Source organism: Pseudomonas sp. 05N36 (assembly GCF_056397385.1).
In genome coordinates, this window is sequence record NZ_JBFTNH010000002.1 from 24,874 (window position 1) to 44,878 (window position 20,005).

Annotated in this window: 23 protein-coding genes; 15 read left to right on the forward strand and 8 right to left on the reverse strand. The window is 58.2% G+C overall.

The window, feature by feature from the left end:
- Positions 1–7 precede the first annotated feature (7 nt).
- The 5 genes from atuD to ppnP all read left to right on the forward strand — a co-directional run bounded on the left by atuD (position 8) and on the right by ppnP (position 5,008).
- The gene (gene atuD, locus AC1DIH_RS03115) at positions 8–1,165 is read left to right on the forward strand and encodes a citronellyl-CoA dehydrogenase (RefSeq protein WP_477770552.1); all 1,158 of its coding nucleotides are present in this window, start codon (positions 8–10) and stop codon (positions 1,163–1,165) included.
- Entirely contained in the window at positions 1,162–1,959 is a 798-nt protein-coding gene (locus tag AC1DIH_RS03120; RefSeq protein WP_477770553.1) for an enoyl-CoA hydratase/isomerase family protein, read from the forward strand. Before atuD ends, AC1DIH_RS03120 begins: the two co-directional genes overlap by 4 nt.
- 109 nt (positions 1,960–2,068) lie before the next feature.
- Complete coding sequence (locus AC1DIH_RS03125; RefSeq protein ID WP_477770554.1) at positions 2,069–4,030, forward strand: acetyl/propionyl/methylcrotonyl-CoA carboxylase subunit alpha; 1,962 nt, start codon at positions 2,069–2,071, stop codon at positions 4,028–4,030.
- Positions 4,031–4,100: 70 nt separating this feature from the next.
- A complete protein-coding gene (locus tag AC1DIH_RS03130; RefSeq protein ID WP_477770555.1) occupies positions 4,101–4,643 on the forward strand; it encodes a 3'-5' exonuclease in 543 nt (180 codons plus the stop codon).
- An 80-nt stretch (positions 4,644–4,723) separates the two neighbouring features.
- Positions 4,724–5,008 (forward strand): pyrimidine/purine nucleoside phosphorylase, encoded by a 285-nt coding sequence (ppnP, locus tag AC1DIH_RS03135; protein ID WP_007940055.1) that lies wholly within the window; start codon positions 4,724–4,726, stop codon positions 5,006–5,008.
- Positions 5,009–5,077: 69 nt separating this feature from the next.
- Here the strand turns inward: ppnP and AC1DIH_RS03140 are convergent, their stop codons facing one another.
- Positions 5,078–5,884: an MOSC domain-containing protein gene (locus AC1DIH_RS03140; protein WP_477770556.1), complete on the reverse strand. Its 807-nt coding sequence runs from the start codon at positions 5,882–5,884 to the stop codon at positions 5,078–5,080.
- Between the two features lie 101 nt (positions 5,885–5,985).
- Positions 5,986–6,921: a chemotaxis protein CheV gene (locus tag AC1DIH_RS03145; RefSeq protein WP_477770557.1), complete on the reverse strand. Its 936-nt coding sequence runs from the start codon at positions 6,919–6,921 to the stop codon at positions 5,986–5,988.
- A gap of 566 nt (positions 6,922–7,487) precedes the next feature.
- Here AC1DIH_RS03145 and AC1DIH_RS03150 point away from each other — a divergent pair.
- The 4 genes from AC1DIH_RS03150 (at position 7,488) to AC1DIH_RS03165 (ending at position 10,548) form a co-directional block, all read left to right on the forward strand.
- Positions 7,488–7,958, forward strand: coding sequence for a hypothetical protein (locus AC1DIH_RS03150; protein ID WP_477770558.1), 471 nt, complete (start codon positions 7,488–7,490; stop codon positions 7,956–7,958).
- Between the two features lie 517 nt (positions 7,959–8,475).
- Positions 8,476–9,369: a sensor histidine kinase gene (locus AC1DIH_RS03155; protein WP_477770811.1), complete on the forward strand. Its 894-nt coding sequence runs from the start codon at positions 8,476–8,478 to the stop codon at positions 9,367–9,369.
- Complete coding sequence (locus tag AC1DIH_RS03160) at positions 9,366–10,025, forward strand: response regulator (protein WP_477770559.1); 660 nt, start codon at positions 9,366–9,368, stop codon at positions 10,023–10,025. Before AC1DIH_RS03155 ends, AC1DIH_RS03160 begins: the two co-directional genes overlap by 4 nt.
- A gap of 214 nt (positions 10,026–10,239) precedes the next feature.
- On the forward strand, positions 10,240–10,548 hold the full coding sequence (locus AC1DIH_RS03165; protein ID WP_477770560.1) for a hypothetical protein: 309 nt from the start codon (positions 10,240–10,242) through the stop codon (positions 10,546–10,548).
- Between the two features lie 75 nt (positions 10,549–10,623).
- Here the strand turns inward: AC1DIH_RS03165 and AC1DIH_RS03170 are convergent, their stop codons facing one another.
- Positions 10,624–11,811, reverse strand: a complete 1,188-nt coding sequence (locus AC1DIH_RS03170; RefSeq protein WP_477770812.1) for a molybdopterin molybdotransferase MoeA — start codon at positions 11,809–11,811, stop codon at positions 10,624–10,626.
- A gap of 22 nt (positions 11,812–11,833) precedes the next feature.
- Positions 11,834–12,373 carry a molybdenum cofactor biosynthesis protein B gene (gene moaB / locus AC1DIH_RS03175; protein ID WP_054596381.1) on the reverse strand — a complete coding sequence of 180 codons (540 nt, stop codon included), beginning with the start codon at positions 12,371–12,373 and terminating at the stop codon, positions 11,834–11,836.
- Positions 12,374–12,454: 81 nt separating this feature from the next.
- Between moaB and mobA the strand changes: the two genes are divergently transcribed.
- Positions 12,455–13,057 (forward strand): molybdenum cofactor guanylyltransferase MobA, encoded by a 603-nt coding sequence (mobA, locus tag AC1DIH_RS03180; protein WP_477770561.1) that lies wholly within the window; start codon positions 12,455–12,457, stop codon positions 13,055–13,057.
- A 76-nt stretch (positions 13,058–13,133) separates the two neighbouring features.
- A complete protein-coding gene (locus AC1DIH_RS03185; protein ID WP_145017075.1) occupies positions 13,134–13,355 on the forward strand; it encodes a YgdI/YgdR family lipoprotein in 222 nt (73 codons plus the stop codon).
- 138 nt (positions 13,356–13,493) lie between these two features.
- Here the strand turns inward: AC1DIH_RS03185 and AC1DIH_RS03190 are convergent, their stop codons facing one another.
- The 3 genes from AC1DIH_RS03190 to AC1DIH_RS03200 form a co-directional block, all read right to left on the reverse strand.
- Positions 13,494–14,384 (reverse strand): pseudouridine synthase, encoded by an 891-nt coding sequence (locus tag AC1DIH_RS03190; RefSeq protein WP_477770562.1) that lies wholly within the window; start codon positions 14,382–14,384, stop codon positions 13,494–13,496.
- Between the two features lie 71 nt (positions 14,385–14,455).
- Positions 14,456–14,776 carry a transcriptional regulator gene (locus AC1DIH_RS03195; protein ID WP_477770563.1) on the reverse strand — a complete coding sequence of 107 codons (321 nt, stop codon included), beginning with the start codon at positions 14,774–14,776 and terminating at the stop codon, positions 14,456–14,458.
- 122 nt (positions 14,777–14,898) lie between these two features.
- Positions 14,899–15,135 carry a glutaredoxin family protein gene (locus tag AC1DIH_RS03200; RefSeq protein ID WP_019692894.1) on the reverse strand — a complete coding sequence of 79 codons (237 nt, stop codon included), beginning with the start codon at positions 15,133–15,135 and terminating at the stop codon, positions 14,899–14,901.
- Positions 15,136–15,341: 206 nt separating this feature from the next.
- On the opposite strand from AC1DIH_RS03200, the gene AC1DIH_RS03205 reads away from it, so the two are divergent.
- The gene (locus AC1DIH_RS03205) at positions 15,342–17,297 is read left to right on the forward strand and encodes a monovalent cation:proton antiporter-2 (CPA2) family protein (protein WP_477770564.1); all 1,956 of its coding nucleotides are present in this window, start codon (positions 15,342–15,344) and stop codon (positions 17,295–17,297) included.
- 73 nt (positions 17,298–17,370) lie between these two features.
- On the opposite strand, the gene AC1DIH_RS03210 is transcribed toward AC1DIH_RS03205, so the two are convergent.
- The gene (locus tag AC1DIH_RS03210) at positions 17,371–18,582 is read right to left on the reverse strand and encodes an ammonium transporter (RefSeq protein WP_477770565.1); all 1,212 of its coding nucleotides are present in this window, start codon (positions 18,580–18,582) and stop codon (positions 17,371–17,373) included.
- A gap of 370 nt (positions 18,583–18,952) precedes the next feature.
- Here AC1DIH_RS03210 and AC1DIH_RS03215 point away from each other — a divergent pair, with 370 nt between their 5' ends.
- Genes AC1DIH_RS03215 through AC1DIH_RS03225 form a run of 3 tightly spaced genes read left to right on the forward strand, consistent with a single transcriptional unit; the run spans position 18,953 to position 19,999 of the window.
- Positions 18,953–19,267 carry an ElaB/YgaM/YqjD family protein gene (locus AC1DIH_RS03215; RefSeq protein WP_477770566.1) on the forward strand — a complete coding sequence of 105 codons (315 nt, stop codon included), beginning with the start codon at positions 18,953–18,955 and terminating at the stop codon, positions 19,265–19,267.
- Position 19,268: 1 nt separating this feature from the next.
- Entirely contained in the window at positions 19,269–19,658 is a 390-nt protein-coding gene (locus AC1DIH_RS03220; protein WP_477770567.1) for a phage holin family protein, read from the forward strand.
- Positions 19,655–19,999 (forward strand): hypothetical protein, encoded by a 345-nt coding sequence (locus AC1DIH_RS03225; RefSeq protein ID WP_477770568.1) that lies wholly within the window; start codon positions 19,655–19,657, stop codon positions 19,997–19,999. Before AC1DIH_RS03220 ends, AC1DIH_RS03225 begins: the two co-directional genes overlap by 4 nt.
- The last annotated feature ends 6 nt before the right edge of the window (positions 20,000–20,005 follow it).

The window sequence follows — 20,005 nt, forward strand, 5'->3', positions numbered from 1 at the left end:
AATAAAAATGATCTTCACCCAGGAACACGAAGAACTGCGCCGTACCGTACGCAATTTTGTCGACCGCGAAATCAACCCGTACGTCGATGAATGGGAAAAGGCCGGACGCTTTCCGATCCACGAGATTTTCCGCAAGGCCGGCGCACTCGGTCTGCTGGGGATTTCCAAACCGGAAAAATTCGGAGGCATGGGCCTGGACTACAGCTATTCGATTGTCGCCGCTGAAGAGTTCGGGACCATTCATTGCGGCGGGATTCCGATGGCGATTGGCGTGCAGACCGACATGTGCACCCCGGCCCTCGCCCGTTTCGGCTCCGATGAGCTGCGTGAAGAATTCCTCCGCCCGGCGATCACCGGTGAACAAGTCGGCTGCATCGGCGTCTCGGAAGTTGGTGCCGGCTCTGATGTTGCCGGGCTGAAAACCACCGCGCGCAAGGACGGCGGCGACTACGTGATCAACGGCAGCAAAATGTGGATCACCAACTCCCCAAGCGCCGACTTCATCTGCCTGCTGGCCAACACCTCGGACGACAAGGCGCACATCAACAAGTCGTTGATCATGGTGCCGATGAACAGCCCCGGCATCAGCCTCAGTTCGCCTCTGGACAAACTCGGCATGCGCAGCTCGGAAACCGCCCAGGTATTTTTCGACAACGTGCGCGTGCCGCAACGCAACCGCATCGGCCACGAAGGCGCAGGCTTCATGATGCAAATGCTGCAGTTCCAGGAGGAACGCCTGTTCGGTGCGGCGAACATGATCAAGGGCCTGGAATACTGCATCGACAGCACCATCGAGTATTGCAAGGAGCGCAAGACCTTTGGCACGGCACTGATCGACAATCAGGTGATTCACTTTCGCCTCGCCGAGCTTGCAACCGAAATCGAATGCCTGCGGGCGCTGGTCTATCAGGCCACCGAGCAATACGTCAAAGGCCAGGACGTCACGCGCCTGGCGTCCATGGCCAAACTCAAGGCCGGGCGACTGGGCCGGGAAGTCAGCGACAGTTGCCTGCAATACTGGGGCGGCATGGGCTATATGTGGGACAACCCGGTGGCCCGCGCCTACCGCGATGTGCGCCTGGTGTCGATCGGCGGCGGCGCCGACGAGATCATGCTGGGGATCATCTGCAAATTGATGGGCATCCTGCCCGGGAAGAAAAAATGACCACCTTGCCCGTTTGCCAGACCCTGCTGCTGGAACTGCACAACGGCGTTCTGCACATCACCTTGAACCGGCCAGACTGCCGCAACGCCATGAGCTTGCAGATGGTCGCCGAATTGCGCGCAGTACTTGCGGCGGTGCGCGATGACCGGGACATTCGCGCGTTGGTGCTCGGCGGTGCCGGCGGGCATTTTTCTGCCGGCGGCGATTTGAAAGACATGACCAATGCCCGCGCTCAAGGTCAGCAGGCCTACCGTGAGTTGAACCGCGCGTTTGGCGCCCTGCTCGAAGAAGCCCAGCACGCGCCGCAAGTGCTGATCACCGTGCTGCAGGGTGCAGTGCTCGGAGGCGGCTTCGGCCTGGTGTGTATCAGCGACATTGCACTGACCGATCACAATGCCCAGTTCGGCTTGCCGGAAACCAGCCTCGGCCTGCTGCCCGCGCAAATCGCACCGTTTGTGGTCCAGCGTATCGGTCTCACTCAGGCACGACGCCTGACACTGACCGCCGCGCGTTTTGACGGGCATGAAGCGCGACGTCTGGGGCTGGTGCATTTTGTCGAACACGATGCACAAGCCCTGGCTGAACGTCTGGATGCGGTGCTTGCCCATGTTCTGTGTTGCGCGCCTGGCGCCAATGCCGCGACCAAGGCCTTGTTGCTGGCCAGCACCGAACAGCCGCTCGGGCCGTTGCTCGACCAGGCGGCCGAGTGGTTCAGTGAAGCCGTGACCGGGGCGGAAGGTGTCGAAGGGACGATGGCCTTCGTACAGAAACGCAAACCGGGTTGGGCGCCTTGAAAGCATCGCGAGCAGGCTCGCTCCCACATTGGAAATACATTCCCCTATGGGAGCGAGCCTGCTCGCGATGACGGCCCGACAGGCAACACACAACAAAAGGAACAGCCCCATGCCCACCCTGCGCAAAATCCTCATCGCCAACCGCGGTGAAATCGCCTGTCGCATCCAGCGTACCGCCCAGGCGCTGGGTTATCGCACGGTGGCGGTGTTCAGCGACGCCGACGCCGACGCCCTGCACGTGCACATGGCCGATGAAGCGTTCAACATCGGCCCCGCTGCCGTTGCCCAGTCCTACCTGAACAGTGCGGCGATCATCGACGCTGCATTGCGTTGCGGCGCGGACGCGATCCATCCCGGCTACGGTTTCCTCTCGGAAAACGCTGAATTCGCCACCGCCTGTGCCCAGGCCGGCATCACTTTTATCGGTCCAAGTCCTGCGGCCATCGAACTGATGGGCAGTAAACGCCAGTCGAAAATCGCCATGCTCGCCGCTGGCGTGCCGTGCATCGGCGGTTACCAAGGGCTGGAACAGGATGACGCCACCCTCAGCCGCGAAGCCCAACGCATCGGCTATCCGCTGATGATCAAGGCCAGCGCCGGCGGCGGTGGGCGCGGCATGCGCCTGGTGCACAGTGCGGATGATTTGCTTGCGCAGATCCGCACCGCACGCTCCGAAGCCCTGCACGCGTTTGGCAGCGACGAGTTGATTCTCGAACAAGCGCTGATCGAACCGCGCCATGTCGAGATTCAGCTGTTCGGTGACCAGCATGGCAACCTGATCTACCTCGGCGAGCGCGACTGCTCGATCCAGCGTCGCCATCAAAAAGTCATCGAAGAAGCGCCGTGCCCGGTGATGACAACCGAACTGCGCCAGGCCATGGGCGAGGCGGCGCTGAAGGCCGGACGCGCGGTGAATTACGTCGGCGCCGGCACCGTGGAGTTCTTGCTCGATGCACAAGGGCAGTTCTATTTCCTGGAGATGAACACCCGCTTGCAGGTCGAGCACCCGGTGACCGAGATGATTACCGGCCTGGACCTGGTGGCCTGGCAACTGGATGTCGCAGCCAGGTTGCCACTTGCGCTGCGCCAGGAACAGGTCGAACTCAAGGGCCACGCGATGGAGGTACGTCTTTACGCCGAAGATCCGGCGCAGGGTTTCTTGCCCCAGACCGGGCGCATTATGCGCTGGGAGCCGGCCCTCGCGGACGGGGTGCGAATTGACCACGGCCTGCTTGAGGGCCAGCAGGTCAGTCCGTTTTACGACCCGCTGCTCGGCAAAATCATCGCCTACGGTGCCACCCGCGAAGAGGCTCGGCGCAAGTTGCTGCGGGCAGTCCAGGACAGTGCCTTGCTGGGTTTGCAGACCAATCAGCGTCTGCTTGCCGGTTTGCTGGAGCATCCGCAGTTCATCGCCGGGGACTTCAATACCGGATTCATCGCGCAACACTTCGCCGATCACCCCAGCCTTCATCCGCACGCGCCCACGACCGAAGAGTTGGCTATCGCCACGGCGCTGTTCTATCAACAGTCCGCTGGCGCTCATCCGCCAGGACTTGCCGGTTGGCGCAACAACGCCAACGCGCCGCTGTTGCAACAGATCGGCCTTAATAGTGATCGCTGGTCAACCGAAGTGACGGCCCTGCCCGACGGGCAACTGAGCATTCAAGTCGCCGGGGAAACGCTGCAACTGAAACTGCTCGATATCAACGCCCGCTCGGCCAACCTGGAAGTCAACGGCATTCGCCGCCGCTACGCCTATCAACTGGTCGCCGGACAATTGTGGTTGTTCACTCGCCCCGGCAGCTTGCTGCTGCAAGACCAGACATTGGCGCCCGTCAGTAGTCAGGTCGACACCGGCACCGGTACGCTGAAAGCCCCGATGGATGGTGCGATTGTCGACGTACTGGTCAGTGAAGGCTCATCGGTGAGCAAGGGGCAATTGTTGCTGGTACTGGAGGCAATGAAAATGGAACACCCGCTCAAGGCCGGCATCGACGGTGTGATCAAACGGTTGCAGGTCAGCCCTGGCGATCAGGTAAAAAATCGTCAGATTTTGTTGGAGGTTGAATAAGCCGCTAGGCGGATCTGCCGCATTTGGCTACGCTCAGCCTCATCAGGACGCGGACACCAGGAAACCTGCGATGCCTCATTGGCTGGTAATTGATCTCGAAGCGACAACTGATGACGGTGGCTGGCCGGTAACCGAGATGGAAATCATCGAAATCGGCGCCACCCTGGTCAATCGCGAAGGCCGCGAACTGGACTACTTCCAGCGCTTCGTTCGCCCACTGCGACGACCGTTGCTGACCCCTTTCTGTCGCGAGCTGACCCACATCACCCAAGCCAACATTGACGCTGCCCAGCCGCTGACCGAGGTCTGGCCGCTGTTCGAGCGCTGGCTCGGCCAACATCACACGCGCCTCGAAGGCTGGGCCAGTTGGGGCGATTACGACCGCAAACAACTGCTTCAGGAATGGCAACGCCTGCAACTCGACAGTGCCCTGAGCCGGGTCCCCCACATGAATCTGAAGCAGCGCTTTGCCAAGGCCCGCCGACTGGAGCGGCCGCTGGGGCTCAATGGCGCCCTGCAATTGGCGGGTATGCAATTTACCGGTCAACAGCACCGGGCGCTGGAAGATGCACGTAATACTGCGCGGTTGTTACCGCTGATTCTTCCAGTCTGATCCTTGAGGGCAACAGGTGACGGACGAAAAGGCCTTGTGCATACTGGCCAGCCTTTTTAGCCCATTTCGAGGAATCGCCCATGTTTAAAGTCAACGAGTACTTCGACGGCACCGTCAAGTCGATTGCCTTCGGCACTGCCGAAGGTCCGGCCACCATCGGCGTCATGGCACCGGGCGAATACGAATTCGGCACCAGCCAGCGTGAGATCATGCACGTGGTTTCCGGGGCCCTGACCGTCAAACTGCCTGACAGCAGTGACTGGGAAACCTTCGCCGCCGGCAGCCAGTTCAACGTACCGGCCAACAGCAAGTTCCAGCTGAAAGTCGCCGTCGACACCGCTTACCTGTGCGAATACCGCGGCTAAGCGTTTCACTGCGATAAAGAAATGCCCGTGTCGAAAGACACGGGCATTTTTCATTCGGGCATTACAGCGTCATTCGAGGATTTCTACCGGCATGCCGACTTCGAGTCGGCCATTGCCATCGTTGACCAGGTTCTGGCCAAACATCGCGCCTTCCTCTTGCGCACGGTATTTCTGCAGCGTAGCCAGGGGTTCGCGGTCGTCGCTGCGCTCACCGGTTTGCGGGTCGATGGTGGTGAGGATGCAGCGTGAACACGGCTTGACCACACGAAACTCGACATCGCCAATGCGAATGCGCTTCCAGCCGTCCTCGGCAAATGCCTCGCTGCCCTCGATCACCAGATTCGGTCGAAAACGCAACATATCCAGTGGACGGCCAACCCGTTGCGACAAGTCCTCAAGCGAAGCCTGACCAATCAACAACAGCGGAAAACCGTCGGCAAAGGCGACTTTATCGTCCTCCTTGCCGTAGCCGGCCTGAGTGGTGCGGGCCAGCGCCTCGGGCACCTGCACCAATCGGGTAGGTTTGCCAATGAATTCACTGACCCAGGCACCGGCAGCATCCCCCGCATCGGGAACCCGAAGGGTATCGCGCCAGATGGTCACGCCACGCAGTTCTGCGTCGCTGGCAGGCAGGGCAATATCGATCGACGAGTGACCGGGCGCACTGAGCGTCAGGCCACCGGAGGTATTCCACAACGCCGACAACTGGCTCATGCCCGATTCCGCACGTTGTGTCAGGAAACGTCCGCTGGCCTCGTCCACCAGCATCCAGCGTCGATCCCCCTCCAGCCCCAGTTTATCCAGGCTGGCCTGTTGCAGGGTTTCGCCCTTGCCGGACTTGAGTGGATAACGGTAAAGCGCGCTCAGACGCAACATGGCCAGCTCCCTGGTGGGCAAAAGCCCCACGATATACGAGCAGGCAGACGAATCAAAGAAGCACATCGCAGGCAGGCACCCTGCCTGCCCGCGATGCTCTGTCAGGCCGGGACTGCGTCGAGCATCAGGCGCTGGCGCACCACGTCGACCAGTTTGTCTGGCTGGAATTTAGAGAGGAAATTGTCACAACCGACCTTCTTCACCATCGAGTCGTTGAAGCTGCCGGACAGCGAGGTATGCAGGACGACGTACAAGCCGCGCAAGCGTGGATCGTTGCGAATCTCGGTGGTCAGGCGGTAACCATCCATCTCGGGCATTTCCGCGTCGGTGAAGATCATCAGCAGTTTGTCGGTCATGGACACACCCGTATCAGCCCAGGCCTTGAGCATGTTCAGTGCCTTCAGACCGTCTCTGGCGATGTGCATTTTCACCCCGAGCTGACCCAGGGTATCGCGCAACTGGGACAGGGCTACGTTGGAGTCGTCCACCAGCAGCACTTCACGACCGCGGGCGCGCTCCAGCACCGGGTCTTCGAGCTTGTCACGCGAAACCTTGGCGTTGTAAGGCACAATCTCGGCGAGTACTTTTTCGACGTCGATGATCTCCACCAGTTGGTCATCGACCTTGCTGATGGCCGTCAGGTAATGCTGGCGGCCGGCACTGGTTGGCGGCGGCAGAATGGCTTCCCAGTTCATGTTGACGATGCGATCGACGCCACCGACCAGGAAGGCCTGCACCGAGCGGTTGTACTCGGTCACGATGATGGTGCTGTTGGGCCCCGGCACCAGCGGCCGCATACCGATGGCCTGGGACAGGTCGATCACCGGCAACGTCTGGCCACGCAGATTGACCACACCACAGACAAACGGGTGACGCTGCGGCATCAAGGTCAGTTTTGGCAATTGCAGGACTTCCTGCACCTTGAAGACGTTGATGGCAAACAACTGCCGACCGGCCAGGCGAAACATGAGAATTTCCAGGCGATTCTCACCCACCAGCTGCGTGCGTTGATCTACTGTGTCGAGAATGCTGGCCATTGATGACTCCTGGGCTTTTCTGATGAATTCACTAAAGAAAGTTATCGGCGGATCTCACGCAATCTTGACCCGCAAACAAAATGCCACGCAAAGGAATTGATGTCACATTAACATCATGCTCTACTGAAGCGGCTATTTCATCCACCGCACAGCCCTGCGCGCGCCCCCTCTTTGCGTGTCAAGTTCCGCCGCATAAGGGAATCCCCTAGCCGCAATCGGGATCAGCCTGATATTCGCGATATCCAATAGCCATTAATGTGACGCCATTCTCACTGCATGAATGGAGTCAGGCTTTTGTTCGTGATCGAAGTACCGTCGCCGAGCTCTTTTTTCAGCCCGCCGGGTTACGCCGTTCATACCTCACGGCCAATGAGTTCGGCATCTCGCTACGCTGTCAATCAGCCTCGCTCCATCGGGGTATTCGCGTCGAACACAAGCAGACCGTTCATCGTCAGCAGCAAAAAATCAGAACTGCCCTACAGATTCCGGTCGTGGTCCGGCAGTACCTTACGCCCGTTCGCCATACGGCTTATTGCATCACCTGACTTGATGTCGTGGAGAAAAGCATGCTGAACGATCGTAAAAACTGGACTCAGCGACTGCCCGAATTCCTGATCGAGGCAGAAACCCTGCTGGCCAAATCCGAGGAATGCCTGAGCCACCTGCAACTGATCAGCAATGATCAGGACGCCATCGACTGCATGCTGAACACACTGTTCACCCTGGCCAACCGGGCCGATGCATTGGCACTGCGGGCGGTATCCGAGTTCTCGATGTGCATTCACGCCTTGCTCAACGGCGCACGCAATCAAATCGATCTGAACGACCAGGCACTGCGCGCCTTGAAAGAGTGCTTCACATTGATGGCCTGGCAACTTGAACTGGTCGACGTGACTACCGGCCAACTCAGCCTCGATGACGCCGAACAGATATCATTGATCGAAGCCTTCGCAATGGAAATTGGCCGTCCCCCGACGCGCCTGGCATTACCCTCCACGCCACTCGCTTGCGCCATGCTTTCGGCAAGACATGCCTGACCCGCATCAAATAATGCATGGCATCGTTTGATAGTTTTTAACACTTTCAGCAACAACGCTTCGCGTCGCAATTGAATTCTTCATATCTTTTAACGACAGAATCAAGTTAATAACCCAAGCATTAGTTGCCGACTTCCAACCTCCTGAGCTACCCATCCAGAGCGCTGCAAACTGATGAGTACGTAATGACTCACGCTGGACGCTCAGTCACCAGCCCATGACCGCCAACGCGGAGCAGATGTTCAGCAACGGCAAAATTCCTGACCATCTGGGCATATATAGCGAACGCGACCAACGGTATGTTAAGTGGTATTATGCGGCCCAATTAGTTGGTTCTACGCTATGGCACTCTGACTTCAGGCGGGCCTATCCCCTTGCACAGTGCAACATTCGATTTTGACAATCAGACTGCGCTAACTTGAACCCCACTATTCAATTACCAGCGTTTTTCATACAGAGGCCTGTCAGCCACCATGGCCGGTCTGCCCGCAGCGAACCTTCATTGGCTCCATCCGCTATGTACGCCAGCCTCAAGTCAGTCGCCTCTTGGCCACCCTCCCGAAAAAGCATTCGTCAGTTCACTCTGCTGCTGTGCCTGTGCTCAGCGGTCGGTAACCTGCTGGTTTACTGCCTGTCCAGCCAATTTCCAGTCGCACTGCTGATATTGAATCTTGCAGCGGCCACCAGCGTCTGGGTGCAGCATCGCACTTCGCGTAAATCGATCAGGTTCCAGCCTCAGGAACTGGCCGATCGTTTGCTGGAAGTACAGGAAAACGAACGCCATCGGCTCAGCCGTGAACTCCACGACGATATCGGCCAATTGCTGACGGCGGCAAAGCTGCAAAGTGAATGGCTCAAGCGACGTCAGCCCGAAGAACTGCAAAGCCATTGCACCCTGCTCTGCGACACGCTGGAAGAAACCCTGAACAAAGTTCGTGATGTCTCGGCCATTCTCAATCCAAGACAACTCACCAGCCTTGGCCTTGAAGCCAGTTTGCGTGCGCATCTGCTCAAGACGCTGGCCAATACTGCCGTGAACTGGAGCCTTGAATGCCAGCAGCGCCTGACCGGTATTCCGGAAGAAATGGCGGTGGCGGCGTTTCGGATTTCTCAGGAAGCCGTCACCAATATGCTGCGCCATGCCCAAGCCAATAACCTGCTGATTCGCCTGCAACGTCTGCCCCAAGGACTGGCGCTGTTTATCAGCGATGATGGACAGGGCTTTTCTCCTGCCACCCATCCTGGACGTGAAGGGCAACGCGGAATGGCCGGCATGTCGGAGCGGGTCGAACAACTGGGCGGCACCCTGAGTGTCATCAGCGAGCCCGGCAAGGGTACGCAGATCGAAGCACTTTTCCCCTGGGCACCCCGTGCGCTCGAACGAGCCAGTACGAATAAGGTTCAACATTGACTTGTAACTTGCTTCTGGTGGATGACCACTCGCTGATCAGAGCCGGCGTACGTGCGCTGGTTCTGGATATTCCCGGTTACGCCGTCATTGGTGAAGCCAATGATGGTGCACAACTGCTCGAAATGGTCGAGAAGCTGAGCCCCGACATCATCCTGCTGGATATATCCATGAAGGAAACCGGCGGGCTTGAGGCTCTGCAAAGACTCAAGGCCGTGCGCCCACAAAGTAAAGTGCTGATCCTCTCGATGCACACCGACCCGACGCTGATCATGCAAGCCCTGGAGTCAGGCGCTCACGGCTATCTGCTCAAGGACACCACCTCCACAGAGCTGGAACACGCGCTTGAAGCCTTGCGCAACAACGAACGCTACCTGAGCCCGGCCATCGCTCACACGGTGATCAACCAGGCGCTGGTGCGTGCCCAGAAAGGCCAGCCAGAACCCGTCGACACACATAACCTGACGGCTCGTCAGCTAGAGATTCTGCGCTTGATCGTGCGTGGCAAATCCACTCGCGAGATTGCCAATGGCTTGGGCCTGAGCATCAAAACGGTGGAAACCCACCGCTCTCAGATCATGAAGCGCTTGCAGATCTTCGATGTCGCGGGCCTGGTACTGTTTGCCGTGCGCGAACAAATCATCAGTCTCGACGATTAGGCCAGATGCAACGCCCTGCAGTGCCTATCCCTCAGGCACTCAGAAGAGTCCTACATGCCGACTTTTTTCTTACAAGTCATGATGAATATGCCCAATTGACGGTCATTTGGTATTGGTACACCTTGTGACTGCAGTTATCAGGCAACAGCAAAAAACACACAAGGATGTGCACGCAATATGACCAGGGTCTATCAGGCAGGGAGCCATGCACTTAATGCAAAGCCATGACTTCCGATTTCCAGCGAACCGGGGGGCGCCTCCAAACACCGGCCACATCGCTCACCCGACTGAATGCAATTGCACCGTCAACACACCTGGAGGGAGCGACATGGAACCGCGCGTTGTAGAGCTGGAGACCCACCTCAAGTACATCCGCAGAGATATGGAAGAGGTCCGAAACAACGTCAAGTCCATCAAACACAGGCTTGCCTACTCGGCAGGCGCTGCGGCGGTGATCATCAGCCTGCTCGGCTGGATCGCCAACAGTCGCTTCGATCAACTCGTGATGCTGCTTAACGCGTAACCCGCACCACGAAACGCCAGGCCCGACGTGATCCACGTCGGGCCTGGCGCTGGTGAGGCTGTAGTGTGCAACGATCTAGCCCAGCACTTCACTCAGCGGGATGAAGTTCACCCAGTCACCTTCAACCAAGGTGCGCTCTTCCAGCACTTCAACCAGCCCTTCGGCCCAAGCGGCACTGCGCAACACACCCGAGCTCTGATTCTTGTAGATAATTGCCCGCCCATGCTCCAGACGACCGCGCAGGTATTCCCGGCGATTACCGGCCTTGGACCAGACGAATCCTGCCGGAACCTGAAACTGCAGCGGCCGAACCTCTCTCACGCCTTGACGGCGTAACAGATAAGGGCGTGCCAACAAGGCGAAGGTCACCAGTGTCGACGCAGGATTGCCAGGCAGCCCAATCACCGGCACGCCTCGAAAATGCCCGAACGTCAGTGGTTTCCCTGGCTTGATGGCCAACTTCCACAAGGCCAGTTCGCCCTCTTCGCGCAGCGCAATACCCAGGAAATCCGCCTCGCCTACCGATACACCGCCCGTAGAAAGGATCAGGTCGACATCGCCCAGTTCAGCGAGCCGATTGCGAGTGACCTGCAAATCGTCCGGCAGAATCCCCGCATCGATCACTTCGCAGCCTAAACGCTGCAACCAGCTGCACAGCAATACCCGATTGCTGTTATAGATCTGCCCCGGGCCGAGGGCTTGCCCGGGCTCAACCAACTCGTCCCCGGTGGACAGCACCGCAACCCGTACCTTGCGCACGACTTCAAGCTCTGCACACCCCAGTGACGCGGCCAAACCTTGTTCGATGGGACCCAGGCGCGTACCGGCGGTCAATACCTGCTCACCCACCGTGGTTTCCTGACCTTGTGGGCGAATGTTTTGCCCTGCGCGCATCTGCTCGGTAAAACGTACCCGTTGGTCCGCCTGGACCTCGGCGTTTTCCTGCATTTCAACGCAATCTGCCCCCACTGGCACCGGGGCACCGGTGAAGATCCGAGCACATGTACCCGGTGCCAATGGCTCTGGAGCTTGCCCGGCAAAGACCCTCTGGCTGACCACCAGCGGCTCGCCAGTCCAATCGGCCAGGCGCAAGGCATAACCATCCATGGCGCTGTTGGGCCACGGCGGCAGATCAAGGGTCGATACCAGGTCTTCGGCAAGAACACGGCCCTGGGTCGCGGCCAACGGCAATCGTTCGCGCTCAAGGATTGGCGATGCCTCAGCCATTTCCAGCAAGCGTGCCAACGCCACTTCGACGGGCATCAAGCTGCCGGTCTTGCCCGGCTTACCCACGGGATTCACAGGGTGCCGCCTGTTTCAAGTGAGCGACGAAGTTGCACGGACGATGCCGCGAATCCAGTTGCTCCGCGAGAATCCCGTCCCAACCGGTTCGCACCGCATTGGTGGAGCCCGGCAGACAGCAGACCAGCGTGCCATTGGCCAACCCTGCCAATGCACGCGATTGCACCGTCGAGGTGCCGATGTCCGCCACCGAGATCTGCCGAAACAACTCACCAAACCCGTCAACCTGCTTATCCAGCAGGCAACTGACCGCTTCCGGTGTACTGTCACGACCGGTAAAACCCGTACCGCCAGTAATCAGCACCACTTGCACGACATCGTCAGCGATCCAGGTCGCGACTTGCGCACGAATTTTGTAGAGGTCATCTTTAAGCAGAATACGTGCGGCCAGGTTATGCCCGGCGGCACTGAGGCGGTCAACGAAGACCTGACCCGAGGTATCGGTTTCCAGCGTGCGGGTATCACTGACAGTCAGCACCGCAATGTTCAGCGGAGCGAAAGGTACATCAGCCTTGGCTTTCATAGGCTCGTCCAGTTGTAGGAGAAACAGCCCGGTGTTATATCACAGCGCCTCATTTTTTCACCGCACCGATGGAGATGCTGCATGACCTCGAACTTCCAGTTGCCGCCCTGCTCCATCCTGCTTCTGGCGGGGGGACGTGGCCAGCGCATGGGCGGTCAGGACAAGGGGCTACTGGTGTGGCAAGGCCAGCCTTTGATTGCACATCTGCACCACCAGACTCGCGGTTTGAGTGATGACCTGATCATTTCCTGCAACCGCAACCTGGAAAAATACGCGCTTTATGCCGACCAGTTGGTGCATGACGACAATAGCGACTTCCCGGGCCCATTGGCCGGGATTCGCGCCGGGTTGGCGGTCGCGCGACATCCCCATTTGATGGTACTGCCCTGCGACGTGCCGCGCATTGACGCCGAACTGCTCACGGCCATGCGAGAAGCCGCCTGCCAACAGCCGGACAAACCCTTGATGCTACGCCAGGGCGAGCATTGGGAACCGTTGCTGTGCATTATCCCCGTAGCACTGGCAGGCGAGTTTGAAAACGCCTGGAACGAGGGTGAACGCAGCCCCGGACGCATCATGCGCAACCTGGGTGCCGTCGCACTGCAATGCCCCGAAAACGATCGACGCCTGGCCAACCTGAATACACCTGAGCTGTTAAGCCTGCACAGCAACGTGCCAGAATGAGGCCAACCAAGGAACTTGCACGCCAGGCATACGTCTGAGCCCAGTACTCAAAAGAATTCATATTCGGAGAAAACACATGACTCATCGGACCCTCGCCACTCTCATGCTCGCACTGGGCCTCGCTACCCTCGCCGGTTGCTCATCGCCCGCGGTGATCACATTGAATGACGGTCGCGAGATCCAGTCGGTCGACACACCACAATTTGATTCCAAATCGGGTTTTTACGAATTCGAGCAACTGGATGGCAAGCACACCCGCATCAACAAAGATCAGATTCGTACCGTTAAAGACCTGTAAGCCTCACGGCGACAGCCAGGTACATAAAAAGCCCGCCAATGTGCGGGCTTTGTCATCTCTGGCAAAAGCAGACCTCACTTAGCCCAAGCCACTCACTGAATGCCGTGCTTAAGCAGTGCCATCACCACCGTAGGGGAATCACCACTGCAGGGTGATTTCGCTCTCAAAGCTTCGCTCCAGCCCGGTCACCGGATCGATAAAACGCAACCCTTTGGCCAGCAGTTTCAACGGATTGGCGTAATCATCTTCAACATCTTTCAATGCGTCGGGATAAAACGGGTCATTGCAGATACTCGCCCCCAACGCCGTCATGTGGACCCTTAACTGGTGCTTTTTGCCAGTCACCGGATACAACGCATAACGCCAGAGATCGGCATTCTTCTCCATGACTTCAATTGCCGTCTCGGTATTGCTCGCACCGGGCCCCTCTTGCATCCGAAAGAAGGGTTCGCCATCGACCAGGCGGCTCTTGTGCACCAGCGGAAACGACAATTCAGGCAAGGCGCGAGCAATTGCCTCGTAGCGTTTTTCGATCTGTCGAGTCGGAAACAATGACTGATAAGCCGAGCGACTCTGGGGGTTGGCCGAAAAAAGCACCAGCCCAGCCGTGTGTCGGTCTATACGGTGCAACGGCACCAGGTGCGGGTTATCCAGGCGACGGATCAAACGCCGCAGCAGCGTCTGCTCGACGTACTCGCCTGCTGGAGTAACCGGCAGAAAGTGTGGTTTGTCCGCGACTACCAGATGCTCGTCGGCATACAGAATCGTCTCGAGCACCGGGATCGTTTTCTCGTCAGGAACTTCCCGGAAATAGTGAATCCGCAGCCCTTCCTTGTAAGGCAGATCAACGGTAATCGCATGACCCTGGCCATCCAGCACGCGGCCACGGGCAATCCTGTCCAGCCATTGTTCGCGACCTATGGCGCTGAAGTGCTCGCACAGACAGTCGAGAACGGTCAACCAGGCGCCAGGCGGCAGGTACAGCGTGCTGGCCTGGTTCTGTGCGGCGGAAAAAGATGAGGTGGACATACGAAAGCTCTGGCCCTGATGCAGGCGTGCATTATCCAACAAGGACCCGGGCGATGTCGCCCTCATGATTATCACGCGGTCAGCGACGCTCGCTGCGCCGCCGCTTCGGTAAATTCCTTCAGCCAGCGCAATACATCGACAGCCTCCCAGCGGCCGGGATCATAAAGCGCATACAACAACCCTTGATAACCCACGACATCCAGTTGACGGTGGTAACCCGCGCGCTGAAACAAGGCTTCGATTTCAGCGAAGCACGTGTTGAAGTGCAATTTGTTGAATGGCGTTTTCCCTTCCGTAACCAGGCCATCCAGGCGCAACTCCAGTACTGCCTCATGGACCACATCAGCCGACATGCGATTCACGCTGGCTTTCAATTGTTCGACATTGACCATGCACTTCCCTCTAACGCGAATAACTGTATGCACATACAGTAAACGAATAATCGGGGTTACGCCAACGCATTACCTGAGGAGCACGACAGGCGGAACGGCTGTCGCTGAAAACGAGAAGGGGTTTAGCGCAGGAATGCCACGACCTGTTCGGCGTCGAAGGGCCAACCCAACTCGGCCCCTGTATCAACACGGCGCAGCACCGGAATGCGTAAACCGTAGGCTTCGAACAACGCTTCACTGTCGGCAATGTCGACCAGTTCCACCAACAACCCATGCTCGACCAGCGGCATCAGCTCTGCTTCTGCGAGTTCACAGAGATGGCAACCAAGGGTGCCGAACAACTGGCATTCAGGAGTCATGACAAACAGACCAACGAGGATTGGGTGACTATTCTAGGCCCGGGATGAAAAGTCGTCGAGCAACGGGATCCCAGTGACAACAGCCAATTTTAGCTGCCCGGTAAAACCCTGATGTAAATCATTCGGCCTCGGCTCCAACTGCGCGATGCTCGCGGCTTTTTTTGCCTCTACGCTGGGAATGTCCCGGCATCGAAACGGAGCATGTCGTGTTTGCCAATTTGTTGATCATCCTCGCCTCGTCATTAGTGGTGATTGCCCTGTTTCGGCGTCTTCAGCTGCCTCCCGTGCTGGGCTACCTGTGCGTCGGACTGCTGGTTGGGCCCCGCGCATTCGGCTGGGTGAATGACAATCAGGATCTACCTGATCTCGCCGAGTTGGGCGTAGTCTTTCTGCTGTTCTCCCTGGGGCTGGAGTTTTCCCTGTCGAAAATGTTTGCGCTGCGGCGTGTGGTATTTGGTCTCGGCAGCCTGCAAGTGCTGTGCTCGGGGGTACTGCTGGGCGGCTTGCTGATGTTGCTCGGCATGCCCGCCACCCCGGCCATGCTGCTCGGCGCCGGTCTGGCGCTTTCGTCCACGGCGATTGTCAGCAAGGAGTTGAGCAGCCTCGGCGAGATCTTCAGCCGTCACGGCCAGAATGCGATTGGCGTGCTGTTGTTTCAGGATGTCGTTGCGGTGCTGTTGCTGACGCTGGTCCCGGTGTTCGCTGGCAGCAGCGATCAAAGCTGGTACTGGGCGCTGCCGATCACACTGGGTAAAACCCTGCTGTTGTTTGTCGGTCTGTTGCTGACCAGTCGCTGGTTACTGCCACGTCTGTTCCACGAAGTCGCCGCCTCGCGCTCCGCCGAGCTGTTCGTCCTGCTGGCCCTGGTCATCGTATTGCTGACAGCGTGGCTGACTCATCTGCTCGGACTCTCCCCCGCCCTAGGTGCCTTCCTTGCCGGCATGTTGCTGGGCGAGAGCCATTACCGACATCAGATCGAAGCCGATATTCGCCCGTTCCGCGACATTCTGCTCGGGCTGTTTTTCGTCAGTATCGGCATGCTGATCGACCTGCAGCTGTTCGCCAGCCATGGCCTGTTGATTCTCGGCCTGACATTGGGGTTGCTGCTGATCAAGGGCAGCGTGGTCGCGGCACTGGTCAAATGGCGCGGCAGCGACGGCGAAACCGCCTGGCGCAGCGGCCTGGCATTGGCGCAAGGCGGTGAATTCTGCTTCGCGCTGATGGCACAGATGCAACAGAACAAACTGATGCCGGCCGAGCTCAGCGGTCTGTTACTGGCTGCAACATTCTGCTCGATGCTGCTGACACCACTGTTGCTGCGCGCAGCACCGGGCATTGCCGCACGCTTGCACCGCAAACCCGATAAGGAAGCGCAACTCGATCAGATCGCTGCATTGAACGCCGAGCTGCGCGGGCATGTAGTGATTTGCGGCTACGGCCGGGTGGGTCAGTCCATCGGGCGTTTTCTGCGCCGCGAAGGTCAACCCTTCGTTGCACTGGACGATGACCCGGTTCGTGTTCATCAAGCCGCGGCAGGTGAAAGCTGTGTGCACTATGGCGATTCCCGGCGTGTGGAACTGCTGGGTGCCGTAGGACTTGAACGCGCACGACTGTTGGTGATCGCTGTGGACAAGACCGATATAGCCATGACCGTGCTCAAGTCAGCACGCCGGGTAAACGCGCAGGTCCCGATACTGGTTCGAACCCGTGACGACAGCCAGTTGGCCGAACTGAAGGCGGCCGGAGCCAACGAGGTTGTCCCGGAACTGCTGGAATCGAGTCTGACGCTCGCTTCCCACGCGTTGCTGATGCTGGGTTTGCCCCATCCGCAGGTCCAGGAGCGTGTCGACGAAGTGCGACATGGGCGCTATCGCCTGCTGCACGGTTTCTATCACGGAGCGCAGAGCAACCTGCTGGACAGTCGTGGGCAGCCAAAAATATTGATGTATGCCGTCAACCTGACAATGGATGCCCATGCATGCGGCCGGCCCTTGAATGAGCTGGCACTCGAGGAGTTGGGGGTGGACCTGCAAGCCATTCAGCGCAATGGCGCTGATTTGATAGTTGAGGGCGCCACCTGTTTGCTGGCGGGCGATCGGGTGTTGATGTCAGGCACCTTGTCTGCCATCGAAGCCTGTGAAGCTCGGCTGTTGGCGGGATAATGAAGTGTGGTCGGGTTGCTCGCGCAGAACCGGAAAATTTCCTGCGCGTGCCCGACCATTTAGCTGAAGGCAATCAATCCAGGCTGACGGCACCGATCTTGTGGATCGACAGATCCGCACCGTAATACTCCTCTTCCTGGCTCAGCCGCAGCCCATGCAACAGCTTGTTGATCGTGCCATACACCGCAAAGCCTCCGATCAGTGCCACGGCCACCCCGAGTGCAGTGCCGATCACCTGGCTGATCAGGCTGACGCCACCGAGCCCGCCCAAGGCGCTCTGACCGAAAATCCCGCAGGCAACCCCGCCCCAAACGCCACAAAGACCATGCAACGGCCAAACACCGAGCACATCGTCGATCTTCCATTGGCTTTGCGCCGCAATGAAACACCAGACAAACAAGGCCCCGGCAATGGCTCCGGTCACCAGTGCGCCAACCGGATGCATCAGGTCGGAGCCGGCACAGATTGCCACCAGCCCTGCCAGTGGACCGTTGTGCAGGAACCCCGGATCGTTACGACCGACAATCAACGCGGCTACCGTGCCACCGACCATCGCCATCAACGAGTTGACCGCCACCAGACCGCTGACGCCTTGCAGGGTTTGCGCGCTCATCACGTTAAAGCCGAACCAGCCGACAATGAGAATCCACGAACCCAATGCCAGAAACGGAATGCTCGACGGCGCAAACGCCACCAGGCGCCCGTCTCTATACCGACCATTGCGCGGACCGAGCAGCAATACTGCCGCCAATGCCAGCCAACCGCCCATGGCATGCACTACCACAGAACCGGCAAAATCATGGAAGCCGGCACCAAAGCGAGCTAACAGCCAGGCTTGCAGACCGAAGTTTCCGTTCCAGACAACACCTTCAAAAAACGGATAAATGAACGCCACGATCAATGCCGTCGCACACAACTGCGGAACGAATCGGGCGCGCTCGGCAATCCCCCCGGAAATGATTGCCGGAATGGCGGCAGCAAAGGTCAGCAGGAAGAAAAATTTCACCAGCCCATAACCGTGATCAGCGCTGATTACCGCGGCCGGTTGCATGAAAGTGACACCGTAGGAAATCCAGTAGCCTATAAAGAAATAAGCCAGCGTTGAAATGGCAAAGTCACTGAGGATCTTCGATAACGCGTTGACCTGGTTTTTTTGCCGAACCGTGCCGACTTCCAGAAAAGCGAAACCGGCGTGCATGGCCAGAACCATGACAGCGCCGATCAGAATGAACAGCGTATTGGAGCTATGGACCAGGCTGTCCACAGCACTTTGCAAATTTTCCATGGAGTTGGCAGACCTTAAAGTCGCAAAAGCACCAAAGCGGTTCGTCGAGCCAATTTACGCACCAAGTTGACACCAGACTTGGCATTCATCCTTATTCCGGCGAACCGTTTTGGCGCAAAAAACTCATTGAGGTCGATCGTTGCTCGGGTGTTTGCGCGAGTTTCTATTATTTAGGTTAAGGTTTTCACGAAGCATGCCCAGTTTCAGTACAACAGCACTGGCTGACGCACCACGACATAGCAAAAGCTGTACCAGGCTTTAAGGGATGTTCTCAACACGGTGGGGAAACAAATTGAGAACGCCCCCTAGCACTGAACCTTCGAACAAGGCTCATACTCGAACATTTCACACACCAATAATGGAGATCATCATGGTCAGAAAAACGGAAAAGACTGCTCAAGAAATCCTCAGGGAAGATTTTCAAACATTGGTCAGCGACACCGAACGGTTGCTGGAACACACGGCGACACTGGCTGGTGATCAAGCCGATGAGTTGCGTAGCCAGATTCACGAAAGCCTGCAGCGGGCTCGCGAAACCCTGAAACTGACCGAAGACTCCTTGCGCCAACGCGGCCAGGAAGCTGTCACCGCCACCGAAGACTATGTTCAGGCCAACCCTTGGCAAGCGGTTGGCATTGCGGCCGGCGTAGGCTTTTTGATTGGCCTGCTGACGACGCGGCGCTGATATGGCTATCGGTGAATCCGGCTCGTCCGAAACAGGTACGGGGTCTTCATCGCAACGCCTGGGTGCCGCTTTTCTCGGGTTGCTGCACAGCCATGTCGAGTTGTTCGGCATCGAATTGCAGGAGCAAAAAGCCCGCACCGTAAGCCTGTTGCTGTTCGCAGGGCTGGCACTGGTTTTCGCTTTACTGCTGTTGATCGGGCTTTCGGCGCTGGTGTTGATTCTGCTGTGGGACACTTATCGCCTGGCAGGGATCATCGGCCTGTGCGTTTTCTATGCGCTCGCGGCACTCTTTTGTGGCATGCGCTTGAAAGCGGCGATCTTCGATGAAACTTCACCGTTCAATGCCACCCTTCAAGAGCTGGCGAACGACAGGGAGCGCCTGCTGCCATGAACCTGCCTGAAATCCCCAAAAACAGTTCCCGACAAGAGATGCGCAAGGCATTGATACGCCTGCGCATGGAAATGCATCGCCAGGAAATTCGCCACGAATCCCGGCAGTTGTTGGAACCCTTGCACCGCGTACGTGGGATGACGCACAGTTTTCAAGAGGGGCTGGGCATCAAGCACGCGCCACTCTGGGGCATCGCCGCCGTAACCTTGCTGGGCTTCCTCACCGCCAAGGGCGCCAAGGGCGGTGGCATCAGCGGTGTCACTCGGTTAGTCCAGCTAGGCACCAGCCTGTTGCCGCTGATCAAGCTGGTGCTGCGAGGCTCCTCGCGCAAAGACCCGTAGATCAAC

Excerpts from the sequence above, each read along its gene's own strand:
- atuD (WP_477770552.1), top strand. The coding sequence starts at position 8 with ATGATCTTCACCCAGGAACACGAAGAACTGCGCCGTACCGTACGCAAT.
- AC1DIH_RS03120 (WP_477770553.1), top strand. The coding sequence starts at position 1,162 with ATGACCACCTTGCCCGTTTGCCAGACCCTGCTGCTGGAACTGCACAAC.
- AC1DIH_RS03125 (WP_477770554.1), top strand. The coding sequence starts at position 2,069 with ATGCCCACCCTGCGCAAAATCCTCATCGCCAACCGCGGTGAAATCGCC.
- AC1DIH_RS03130 (WP_477770555.1), top strand. The coding sequence starts at position 4,101 with ATGCCTCATTGGCTGGTAATTGATCTCGAAGCGACAACTGATGACGGT.
- ppnP (WP_007940055.1), top strand. The coding sequence starts at position 4,724 with ATGTTTAAAGTCAACGAGTACTTCGACGGCACCGTCAAGTCGATTGCC.
- AC1DIH_RS03140 (WP_477770556.1), bottom strand. The coding sequence starts at position 5,884 with ATGTTGCGTCTGAGCGCGCTTTACCGTTATCCACTCAAGTCCGGCAAG.
- AC1DIH_RS03145 (WP_477770557.1), bottom strand. The coding sequence starts at position 6,921 with ATGGCCAGCATTCTCGACACAGTAGATCAACGCACGCAGCTGGTGGGT.
- AC1DIH_RS03150 (WP_477770558.1), top strand. The coding sequence starts at position 7,488 with ATGCTGAACGATCGTAAAAACTGGACTCAGCGACTGCCCGAATTCCTG.
- AC1DIH_RS03155 (WP_477770811.1), top strand. The coding sequence starts at position 8,476 with ATGTACGCCAGCCTCAAGTCAGTCGCCTCTTGGCCACCCTCCCGAAAA.
- AC1DIH_RS03165 (WP_477770560.1), top strand. The coding sequence starts at position 10,240 with ATGCAAAGCCATGACTTCCGATTTCCAGCGAACCGGGGGGCGCCTCCA.
- AC1DIH_RS03170 (WP_477770812.1), bottom strand. The coding sequence starts at position 11,811 with ATGCCCGTCGAAGTGGCGTTGGCACGCTTGCTGGAAATGGCTGAGGCA.
- moaB (WP_054596381.1), bottom strand. The coding sequence starts at position 12,373 with ATGAAAGCCAAGGCTGATGTACCTTTCGCTCCGCTGAACATTGCGGTG.
- mobA (WP_477770561.1), top strand. The coding sequence starts at position 12,455 with ATGACCTCGAACTTCCAGTTGCCGCCCTGCTCCATCCTGCTTCTGGCG.
- AC1DIH_RS03185 (WP_145017075.1), top strand. The coding sequence starts at position 13,134 with ATGACTCATCGGACCCTCGCCACTCTCATGCTCGCACTGGGCCTCGCT.
- AC1DIH_RS03190 (WP_477770562.1), bottom strand. The coding sequence starts at position 14,384 with ATGTCCACCTCATCTTTTTCCGCCGCACAGAACCAGGCCAGCACGCTG.
- AC1DIH_RS03195 (WP_477770563.1), bottom strand. The coding sequence starts at position 14,776 with ATGGTCAATGTCGAACAATTGAAAGCCAGCGTGAATCGCATGTCGGCT.
- AC1DIH_RS03200 (WP_019692894.1), bottom strand. The coding sequence starts at position 15,135 with ATGACTCCTGAATGCCAGTTGTTCGGCACCCTTGGTTGCCATCTCTGT.
- AC1DIH_RS03210 (WP_477770565.1), bottom strand. The coding sequence starts at position 18,582 with ATGGAAAATTTGCAAAGTGCTGTGGACAGCCTGGTCCATAGCTCCAAT.
- AC1DIH_RS03215 (WP_477770566.1), top strand. The coding sequence starts at position 18,953 with ATGGTCAGAAAAACGGAAAAGACTGCTCAAGAAATCCTCAGGGAAGAT.
- AC1DIH_RS03220 (WP_477770567.1), top strand. The coding sequence starts at position 19,269 with ATGGCTATCGGTGAATCCGGCTCGTCCGAAACAGGTACGGGGTCTTCA.
- AC1DIH_RS03225 (WP_477770568.1), top strand. The coding sequence starts at position 19,655 with ATGAACCTGCCTGAAATCCCCAAAAACAGTTCCCGACAAGAGATGCGC.